Raw genomic sequence first — 10,236 nt, 5'->3', positions numbered from 1 at the left:
GGTGCACGCGGTCGAACAGGCCGAGATCATCGCCGAGGCCTTCGAGCCCACCGCGTAATCTCGTCCCGCACAACGGGCGCCGGGGGGGGGGGGGGGGGGGCGCACCCCCCCCCCGCGGGGGGGGGGGGGGGGGGGGTGGGGGGGCCCCCCCCCCCGGCGCGGGCCGTTGTGCGGGACGAGATTACGCGGTGGGCTCGAAGGCCTCGGCGATGATCTCGGCCTGTTCGACCGCGTGCACCTTCGACGAGCCCGAGGAGGGGGCCGACATGGCGCGGCGGGAGATGCGGCGCAGCTTGCCCAGGCGGTCGGGGAGGACCTCGGGGAGGTTGAGGCCGAAGAACGGCCAGGCGCCCTGGTTGGCGGGCTCCTCCTGGACCCACGCGATGTCGGTCGCGTTGGGGTACTTGGCCAGTGCCTCGTTGAGGCGGTACGTCGGGATCGGGTAGAGCTGCTCGATCCGGACGATCGCCACGTCCTCGCGCTTGTGCTTGGCCTTCTCCGCGGCCAGCTCGTAGTAGAGCTTGCCCGAGGTCAGCAGGATGCGCTTGACCTTGGTGGTGTCGCCGATGCCCTGCTCGTAGGTGGGCTCGTCGAACACCGAGCGGAACTTCGACTCGGTGAAGTCCTTGATGTCGGACACCACGGCCTTGTTGCGCAGCATCGACTTCGGGGTGAAGACGATGAGCGGACGACGGATGCCGTCGAGCGCGTGGCGGCGCAGCAGGTGGAAGTAGTTCGCCGGGGTGGACGGCACCGCGACGGTCATCGAGCCCTCGGCGCACAGCTGCAGGAACCGCTCGATGCGGCCCGAGGTGTGGTCGGGACCTTGGCCCTCGTGGCCGTGCGGCAGCAGCAGCACCACGTCGGAGAGCTGGCCCCACTTGGCCTCGCCCGAGGAGATGAACTCGTCGATGATCGACTGCGCGCCGTTGACGAAGTCACCGAACTGGGCTTCCCACAACACCAGCGCGTTCGGGTTGCCCAGGGAGTAGCCGTACTCGAAGCCGACCGCGGCGTACTCGCTCAGTGCCGAGTCGTGCACCGCGAACCAGCCCGGCTTCTCCGAGCCGATGTTGTGCAGCGGGGTGTACTCGTTGGCGTTGAGGCGGTCGATGATCACCGCGTGGCGCTGGGTGAAGGTGCCGCGGCGCGAGTCCTGACCGGTCAGGCGCACGTCGTGGCCCTGGTCGATCAGCGTGCCGAAGGCCAGCAGCTCGGCGAAGGCCCAGTCGACCTTGCCCTCGTAGGCCATCTCGCGGCGCTTCTCCAGCACCGGCTTGACGCGCGGGTGCACGTTGAAGCCGTCCGGCGGGGTGTTGAAGGCGTCGCCGATGCGCTGCAGGACCGACTTGTCGACCGCGGTCTGCACGGTGGCGGGGACCTTCTGGTCGTCCTCGACGGACTCCGACGGCTCCGGAACGTACTTCTCCAGCTCGCGGACCTCGTTGAACACGCGCTCCAGCTGACCCTGGTAGTCGCGCAGCGCGTCCTCGGCCTCCTTCATGGAGATGTCGCCACGACCGATCAGCGATTCGGTGTAGGCCTTGCGCACCGAACGCTTGGTGTCGATGACGTCGTACATCTCCGGCTGGGTCATCGAGGGGTCGTCGCCCTCGTTGTGCCCGCGGCGGCGGTAGCAGACGAGGTCGATGACGACGTCCTTGCGGAACTTCTGCCGGAAGTCGACCGCCAGGCGCGCGACCCAGTCGCAGGCCTCCGGGTCGTCACCGTTGACGTGGAAGATCGGCGCGCCGATGAACTTCGCGATGTCGGTGGAGTACTCGGTGGAGCGGCTGTTCTCCGGCGCCGTGGTGAAGCCGATCTGGTTGTTCACCACGATGTGGATGGTGCCGCCGACGCGGTAACCACGCAGGCCACCCAGGTTCAGCGTCTCGGCGACCACGCCCTGGCCCGCGAACGCGGCGTCACCGTGCAGCATCAGCGGCATGACCGAGAAGCCCTCGGGACCGTCGCCCTTGTCGAGCAGGTCCTGCTTGGCGCGTACCAGACCCTCGAGCACCGGGTCGACCGCCTCGAGGTGCGAGGGGTTGGCGGTGAGCGAGACGGCGATCTCGTTGTCGCCGAACATCTGCAGGTACTGGCCCTCGGCACCGAGGTGGTACTTCACGTCGCCGGAGCCGTGCGTGGCCGCCGGGTTCATGTTGCCCTCGAACTCGGTGAAGATCTTCGAGTACGGCTTGCCGACGATGTTGGCAAGCACGTTGAGGCGACCGCGGTGCGGCATGCCGATGACGACCTCGTCGAGGCTGTGCTCGGCGCACTGGTCGATGGTGGCGTCCATCATCGGGATGACGGCTTCGGCGCCCTCGAGCGAGAAGCGCTTCTGGCCGACGTACTTGGTCTGCAGGAAGGTCTCGAACGCCTCGGCCGCGTTGAGCCGGTTCAGGATGTACTTCTGCTGGGCGACCGTCGGCTTGACGTGCTTCTGCTCGACCCGGTCCTGGATCCACTTGAGCTGCTCGACGTCGAGGATGTGGGTGTACTCCACACCGACGTGGCGGCAGTAGGCGTCGCGCAGGATCGACAGCACGTCGCGCAGCTTCATCCGCTCCTGGCCGTGGAAGCCCGCGACGTTGAAGGTGCGGTCGAGGTCCCACAGGGTGAGCCCGTGCTGGGTGACGTCGAGGTCGGGGTGGCTGCGGAACTTGTCCTTGACCAGGCGCAGCGGATCGGTGTCGGCCATCAGGTGACCGCGGTTGCGGTAGGCCGCGATCATCTCGAGCACGCGGGCGCTCTTGTCGACGCCGCGCTCGCTGATGTCCTTGCGCCAGCGCACCGGCTCGTACGGCACGCCGAGGCCGTGGAAGATCTCGTCGTAGAACTCGTCGGAGATCAGCAGGTTGTGGATGGTGCGCAGGAAGTCGCCCGACTCGGCGCCCTGGATGATGCGGTGGTCGTAGGTCGAGGTGAGCGTCATCAGCTTGCCGACGCCGATATCGGCGAGGCGCTCGTCGCTCATGCCCTGGAACTCGGCCGGGTACTCCATCGCGCCGGCGCCGATGATCGCGCCCTGGCCCGGCATGAGGCGCGGCACCGAGTGCACGGTGCCGATGGTGCCGGGGTTGGTCAGCGAGATGGTGACGCCGGAGAAGTCCTCGGCGCCCAGCTTGCCCTCGCGGGCGCGCCGGACGACGTCCTCGTAGGCCGAGTGGAACTGGCCGAAGCTCATCTCCTCGGTGCCCTTGATGGCGGCGACGACCAGCGTGCGGTTGCCGTCCTTGCCGGCGAGGTCGATGGCCAGCCCGAGGTTGGTGTGCGCGGGGGTGACCGCGTTGGGCTTGCCGTCGACCTCGGCGAAGTGGCGGTTCATGTTCGGGAACGCCTTGACCGCCTGCACGATCGCGTAGCCGAGCAGGTGGGTGAACGAGATCTTGCCGCCGCGGGTGCGGGCCAGGTGGTTGTTGATCACCAGGCGGTTGTCGATCATCAGCTTGGCCGGGATCGCGCGCACCGAGGTCGCGGTGGGGATGGTCAGCGAGGCCGACATGTTCTTCGCGATGGCGGCGGCGGGGCCGCGCAGCACCTTGGTCTCGTCAGCGGTGGCGACGGCGGCGGCCTTGGGCGCGGTGGCCGGTGCGTTGGACACCGGTGCAGGCGTGGTCTGCGGGGTGCGCGTGGTCGCGGCCGCGGGCTTGGGGGCCGGGGCGGGAGCCGGAGCCGGAGCTGGAGCCGGGGCCGGGGCGGGAGCCGGAGCAACCTTCGGCTGCGCGGTCACCTTGGGCGCCGCGGGGGCCGGAGCCGCGGCGGGCGCTGGAGCGGTCGCGGGCGCCGGGGTCTGGCTGTTACCGGATTCGGCGGTCGCCTCCGGGGTGTAATCCGCGAGGAACTCGTGCCAACTCGCGTCGACCGAGGACGGGTCCTGTTTGAACTTCTGATACATCTCGTCGACTAGCCACTGGTTCTGTCCGAACTGGGAAGTTGAGCTGCTCACAGCTGGTGTTCGCCTCATTTCGTTCTTCGCGCTGCGACGTTTGTGACGTGCCCGGCAGGGGTATCAGCGGATGGCTGCCGATGCGCCCTCACCGAGCATATGCCCAGGGGCATGGTGGCGCTGCTACTGACCCGACCTCCGCGTAGCAGCCCGGTCACCGGGCGAGGATATTCCCTCCTGTTTCCGCGCCGCCGACCAGAGTCGCGCGTAACGTCCGCCGGTGGCAAGGAGTTCCTGATGCGTCCCGAATTCGGCGATCCGGCCCTGCTCGACGACGCCGATCAGATCGGCGCGCGCCGCCGTGGCGAGCCGGTGCGCGACCACGACGGTGGTCCGGCCGCGCGCCAGCGATCGGCTCGCTACCAGCACCGACGCCTCGGTGTCCGGGTCGAGGGTGGAGGTCGCCTCGTCGAGTAACAGCAGGTCGGGGTCGACGAGTTCGGCGCGGGCCAGCGCGATCAGCTGACGCTGTCCGGCCGATAATCCCCGCCCTCTTTCGCCGACTGGTTGGTTTGTTTTTTGCGGTAATCCGGCGATCATCTCGGCCGCGCCGACGTTGTGGGCGGCCGCGTCGATCTGCGCCGGTGTGGCGAAAGGTTGCCCGAATGCGATGTTGCTGGCGACGTCGCCGGTGAACAAGTGAGCTTCCTGCGGCACAATTCCCAGCCGCCGCCGATAGTCGGTGAGCGGAAATTTACGAATATCGACCCCGTCGACCCGGATCGAGCCCGCCGCCGGATCGTCGGGCAGGTCGTAGAGCCGGGCCAGCAGCTTCACGATCGTCGACTTGCCCGCGCCGGTCTCACCGACCAGTGCCAGCGTCGCCCCGGCGGGCACGGTGAACGAGACGCCGTCGAGCGCGGGGTTCGGGGCGCCCGGATAGCGGAAGACGACCTCGTCGAAGACGACCGCGCCGTCGAGCCGGTCGACCCGCACCGCGTCGGGTGCGTCCGGCGCGATCGAGGACTCCGTCCGCAGCAGCTCACCGATGCGGCGCAGGCCGACCCTGGCCTGCTGGTAGCCGTCGAAGACCTGGGAGAGCTCCTGGATCGGGCCGAACAGCAGGCCCAGATAGAGCACGAAGGCGACGAGTGTGCCCGCGGTCGTCCGGCCGTCGGCGACGGCGTTGGCGCCGAGGTAGACCACCACCGCGAGCGCCAGGTCGGCCCACGCGAGGCCGAAGGAGAAATAGGCCGCGATCGCGCGCTGGGCACGGATGCGGGCATCGCGGTAGCGGTGCGAGTACTCGGTGAAGCGCCGCGCCGCCGTCGGCTCGTTGCGGGCGGCCTGCACCGCGCGCAGGCCCGCGATGTTCTCCTGGAAATCGGCGTTGACCGTCGAGACCCGCTCCCGCGAGACCGAGTAGGCCACCGAGGACACCCGGCGGAAGGCGAGGGTGGCCAGCAGCATCGGCGGCACGGTCGCCAGCACGACCAGGGCGAGTCCGGCATCGATGAAGACCAGCCCGACGGCGACGCCGACCAGGGTGATCAGGCCGACGAGACCGGTCGCGACCCCGGTCTGCAGGAACGTCGACAGGGCGTCGACGTCGGTGGTCATCCTGGTCATGATCCGGCCGGACAGTTCGCGCTCGTAGAAATCGAGGCCGAGGCGTTGCAGGTGCGCGTAGCTGCGGACCCGCAGGCCGAACAGCACCCGCTCGCCGGTGCGCGCGGTGAGCACGGTGACCGCCGCGCCCACCGCGAGCGCGGCCAGCACCAGCACGATGCCGAGGCCGCCCGCCACCGCCAGCGCGGAGCCGTCGCCCGCGGTGACGCCGGTGTCGATCGCGTAGCGGACCAGCGGCGGGAAGGCGACGCCGATGAGCGCGTCGACCGCGAGCAGCAGCATCACCGCGGACACCAGGCCACGCACGGGACGCAGCAGCGCGCGCAGGCCGAAGTCGGGTTGCGGTGCGCGCAGGTCACCGGGCAGGCCGGGTTTCTCGGTGGCCGGGGGCAGCGCGTCGACGGCGGCGCGTAGTTCCGGGGTTTCGCTCAGGTCGGCGGAGGCCGCCGCCATCGAGCGGGGGCGGCCGAGCTCGGGCGGGCGTTTGACGAGCGACGGCGCGGCGGGCACGGCCGAGCCGGTGGGCGCGGGCAGCCGGATGACGCGGTCGGCCTGGGCCAGCGTCGATTCGCGGTGGGCCAGGATCACCGTCGTCCGGCCGCCGGGATCGGGCAGCCTGCGGAAGATCTCGGCCTCGGTGACGGCGTCGACGGCGGAGGTCGCGTCGTCGAGGACGAGCACGCGCGGCCTGGTGAGCAGCACCCTGGCCAGGGCGATCCGCTGACGTTGCCCGCCGGAGAGCGTGAGCCCGCGCTCGCCGATGACGGTGTCGTACCCGTCGGGCAGCGCGGCGATGAACTCGTCGGCCGCGGCGGCGGTCGCGGCCGCCGCGATCTCGGCGTCGGTGGCGTCGGGCCTGCCCAGGGCGATATTGGCGGCGATGGTGTCGGAGAACAGGAACGGGTCGTCGAAGACCACGCCGAGCGCGCCGCGCAATTCGTCGGCCCGCAGGTCGGCCAGGTCGACGCGGGTGCCGTCGGCGCCGACGAGGCTGATCCGGCCCGCGTCGGGCGCGTAGAAGCGGGGGAGCAGCAACGACAGCGTCGACTTGCCGGAGCCCGCCGGGCCGATGACAGCGACCGTTTCACCCGGCCGCACGGTGAGATCGAGGTCGCGCAGCACGGGTTGGTCCGGGTCGAAGCCGAAGCTCACCGCGTCGAATTCGATGCCGAGCGGGCCGGGTGGCAGCGCGACCGGCTGGTCGGGGTCGACGAGCACGGGGGCGGCATCGATCACCTGGAAGACCCGGTCGACCGCGGCCTTGGTGAGCTGGCCCATGATCACCACCGAGGTGATCGTGCGCGCCGAGGACGTCATGGTGGCGAGATAGGCGGTGAAGGCGAGGAAGGTGCCGACACCGATCGCGCCGTGCCTGGCGAGTACGCCGCCGACGATGATCACCGCGACCAGTCCGGCCTGCGGCAGCGCCGAGACCACCGGCGCGAATCGCGCGTTGATCTTCGCCGCGCGCAGGCGTTCGGCGAACAGGCGGCGGCTGTGGTCCTCGAGCACGTCGACCATCCGGGCCTCCTGCCCGAAGCCCTTCACCACCCGCACCCCGGTGACGGTCTGTTCGACATGTTCGGCCAGGTCGGCGGCGCGCTGCTGCGCGGACCAGGTCGCCGCGTACAGCCGCGGCCGCAACCGCAGCACCACCACCGCCATCGCCGGCGCGACGAGCAGCGCGGCCAGCGCCAGCGGCGGGCTCAGCCACACCATCACCACCGCCGACAGCACGAATTGGAGCACCGCCAGCCCCGACCACGGCACCATCGCCAGCAGGCCCTGCACCAGTTGCAGGTCAGTGATCGAGCGCGAGACCACCTGTCCGGTGCGGATGGCGTCCTGCCCGGCGCCGTCGAGCCGCTGCAGCGCGGCCAGCAGCGACACCCGCAGGCTGTGCTGCACCTCCAGGGAGAGCTTGCCCGCCCACAGCCGCCGCGCGAAGGAGACGAAGAACCGGGCGACGGCGAGCAGAGCCAGCAGCGCGGCGGCCGTGCCGATCACGCCGGTGTCCCCGGCGACGGCCGCGTCGACCGCGCGCTTGGTGGCCAGCGGCGCCGCGATCGACACCGCGGCCCCGGCCAGCACCGAGGCGAGGATCCCGGCGAGCAGGCGCGGGTACGCCAGGCTCAGCCGCCAGAGCCGGCGGATCCAGCCGGGTTCGGTGGCGCTCACCGGCACTACAGGTCGCGGCTGCGCAGGTCCCACCAGCCCGCGGCGCCGACCCCGGCGGTCCACAACAGCAGCACCACCAGCGCGGCGGGTGTCGGCGCGAACACCTCCGCCTCGGCGAAGGAACCAGCGCTCACGCCGGCGACGGTCGCCGAGACCGGCAGCAGTGCGGCGAAGCCGCCGGCGCCGAAGCCCTTGGCCACCAGCCAGATCAGCGGTTCCAGCACGAACGCCCAGCCGAGGATCAGCCACAGCGCGCTGTTGACCGTGCGCGTCAGCAGCCCGATCCCCGCGCCGAGCACCGCCCAGCACATGGCCACCAGCAGACCCGCGCCGAGCACCTCGAGCAGGCGCCAGCCGAATTCGAACTTGCCGCGCGCGGCGACGACGAGAGCGAGCAGGCTCGCCAGTTCCGTGGCGAGCGCGACCGCGAACGCGTACCCGGCGAGCGTGACGTACTTGGCGGTGACCAGCCGATCGCGGTCCGGGGCGAACAGCACGGTCAGCGCCATGGTCTTGCGGCGGTATTCGCCACCGGTGGCGGCGATACCGAGCAGCGCGGCCACCACGAAGGTCGCGATCAGGCCCAGATAGAGCCCGATCGTGGCGGCACCGGTGGCCGGCTGGCCCTTCGGATCGATCGGCCCCGCCATCAGTCCGGTGATCAGCGTCGCGACCAGCGCCAGCACGACGGGCGCGCCGAGCAGCAGCCGGGACTGGCGCACGGCGAGCACCTTGCGCGCCTCGGACTCGATGCCGGGGACGAGGTCGGCGGGCAGCACGGAGGAGGTCATCGTGGCATCCCGGGGGAGGTCGGGGCCGGGGCGAACACGGCGGGAACCGCCGGTGGCGTCGGCCTGGTGTGCCGGTGGCGGCGCGGTTTGGTCAGCGAGGCCAGGACCCGGTCGGGGTGGATCGGGTCGGTGACGATGCTCGCGATGCGCACCTGCGCGGTCTCGGCGATGGAACGGATGGTCGCTTCGCTCGCCTCGGCGACGGCGAGCCTGCCGTCGGGCCGCATCACGGCGTCGGTGTAGCCGCGCGCGGCCAGCGCGGTGGCCAGCGCGATCGACGGCGCCGCCGCGACGACGAGCCGGTCGGGATGGCCGCGGCGCAGTTTCGCCGGGGTGCCCTGCCAGACGACGGTGCCCTCGCTCACTACCACCAGCTGATCCGCGGTCGCCACCACGTCGGCGAGCTTGTCCGAACTCACCAGCACGGTGCCGCCGCGGGCGGTGTGGCGGCGCAGCAGATCGTGCAGCCAGCCGCGTTCGAACGGCTCCGCGTCGACGAACGGGTCGTCGAGCACCAGCAGCGGAGGATCGGCGAGCAGTGCGGTCGCCAGGGCCAGCCGGGTCTGCTGACCGGGCTGCAACCCCGCGATGACGGTGTCGGCGACCGCGGCGAGGCCGGTCTCGCCGAGTACCGCGTCGACGCGCCGCCGCGACACCCCGGCCAGAGGCGCGTAGCAGCGCAGATGGTCGTACACGGTGCGCGCCGGGTGCAGGCCGCGCGGATTGAGCACCGCGCCGATCCGCCGCGGCCCCGAACCGGGCAGGTCGATCTCGACGGCGCCGGTGCTCGGCCGCTGGACGCCGAGGATCATCCGCAGCAGGGTCGACTTGCCCGCGCCGGTCGGGCCGACGAGCGCGGTCACCGTCCCGGCCCGCACCGCGAAATCGACCCCGCGCACGGCGTCGACCAGGTCGAACTGCTTGCCGACGCCACGCACCAGGACGGCGTCGCCGCGGCGCGCGCTCACGGCTTCTTCGCCGGGGCGGCGTCGATCGCGGGCAGCGGGTCGGCGTCGATCACCCGGTGCAGCGGCGTGGGCCAGATCGAGGGGGCGGGCCCGAAGGCCTTGTGCGCGTTGTCGATCGTCACCTTGCCCAGCGCCCGGTTGCCCGCGCCGCCGATGGCCGCGCCGATCCCGGCGGGCAGGATCTTGCCCGCCATCAGCGCGGCCCGCTTGGTGATGAAGCGCTTGATGAACTGTTGCAGCAGCCTGCTGTTGATCGCGGCCATGCCGGGGACCTTGTTGGCGAGCGTGCCCGCCCAGTTCTTGGACGAGGTGCCGAGGCCCTTCTGCACGATCGCCATGCCCGCGTCACCGAGGACGACGGCGAGCACCATCGCGCGCCTGGCCTCCTTGTCCTCCGGCTCGATGCCGTGCACGTAGGCCTGGGCGAGGGTGAACAGGGCCGAGGCCTCCATGAAGAACGCGGTCTCGGCGCCGACCGCGCCGAGCGCGGCCAGGGTGCCGACACCCGGCACGGCCGCGGTCGCGCCGACCGCGGCGCCACTGCCGGTGACGGCGAGCAGGTACTGCTTCTCCAGCCGTTCCACGATCTGGGCCGGGTTCTCACCGGGATGACGTTCACGCAGGAATTCGACATAGCGCCGCACGGCGGGCGCCTGCAGTTTCGAACCGGTGTCGAGTACATCGACCACGGCCTTTTCGATCGCTTTGTTGAACACGGCGTCGTCCTCCTCTTCGCCCCGACGAAACGAACTGTAGGGCACCGTGGTCCCCGACAGCT

At 71.0% G+C, this 10,236-nt stretch carries 5 protein-coding genes; all 5 read right to left on the bottom strand.

Annotated elements, in window-relative coordinates; translation table 11 throughout:
- Positions 1-181: 181 nt before the first annotated feature.
- The 5 genes from QH270_RS09565 to QH270_RS09545 all read right to left on the bottom strand — a co-directional run bounded on the left by QH270_RS09565 (position 182) and on the right by QH270_RS09545 (position 10,174).
- Positions 182-3,970 carry a multifunctional oxoglutarate decarboxylase/oxoglutarate dehydrogenase thiamine pyrophosphate-binding subunit/dihydrolipoyllysine-residue succinyltransferase subunit gene (locus tag QH270_RS09565; RefSeq protein ID WP_280340232.1) on the bottom strand — a complete coding sequence of 1,263 codons (3,789 nt, stop codon included), beginning with the start codon at positions 3,968-3,970 and terminating at the stop codon, positions 182-184.
- 105 nt (positions 3,971-4,075) lie between these two features.
- Entirely contained in the window at positions 4,076-7,705 is a 3,630-nt protein-coding gene (locus QH270_RS09560) for an ABC transporter ATP-binding protein (protein ID WP_432420329.1), read from the bottom strand.
- Complete coding sequence (locus tag QH270_RS09555; RefSeq protein WP_280340230.1) at positions 7,705-8,490, bottom strand: ABC transporter permease; 786 nt, start codon at positions 8,488-8,490, stop codon at positions 7,705-7,707. The genes QH270_RS09560 and QH270_RS09555 overlap by 1 nt, the downstream gene beginning before the upstream one ends.
- Positions 8,487-9,458, bottom strand: a complete 972-nt coding sequence (locus QH270_RS09550) for an ATP-binding cassette domain-containing protein (RefSeq protein ID WP_280340229.1) — start codon at positions 9,456-9,458, stop codon at positions 8,487-8,489. Before QH270_RS09550 ends, QH270_RS09555 begins: the two co-directional genes overlap by 4 nt.
- A complete protein-coding gene (locus QH270_RS09545) occupies positions 9,455-10,174 on the bottom strand; it encodes a hypothetical protein (RefSeq protein WP_280340228.1) in 720 nt (239 codons plus the stop codon). Before QH270_RS09545 ends, QH270_RS09550 begins: the two co-directional genes overlap by 4 nt.
- Positions 10,175-10,236 lie beyond the last annotated feature (62 nt).

Origin of the sequence: Nocardia neocaledoniensis (assembly GCF_029868625.1) — a bacterium.
Classification (GTDB): domain Bacteria; phylum Actinomycetota; class Actinomycetes; order Mycobacteriales; family Mycobacteriaceae; genus Nocardia; species Nocardia neocaledoniensis_A.
This window is presented reverse-complemented; position numbering and strand designations above follow the sequence as displayed.

Coding starts and splice junctions, on each gene's coding strand:
- QH270_RS09565 (WP_280340232.1), bottom strand. CDS start 3,970: ATGAGGCGAACACCAGCTGTGAGCAGCTCAACTTCCCAGTTCGGACAG.
- QH270_RS09555 (WP_280340230.1), bottom strand. CDS start 8,490: ATGACCTCCTCCGTGCTGCCCGCCGACCTCGTCCCCGGCATCGAGTCC.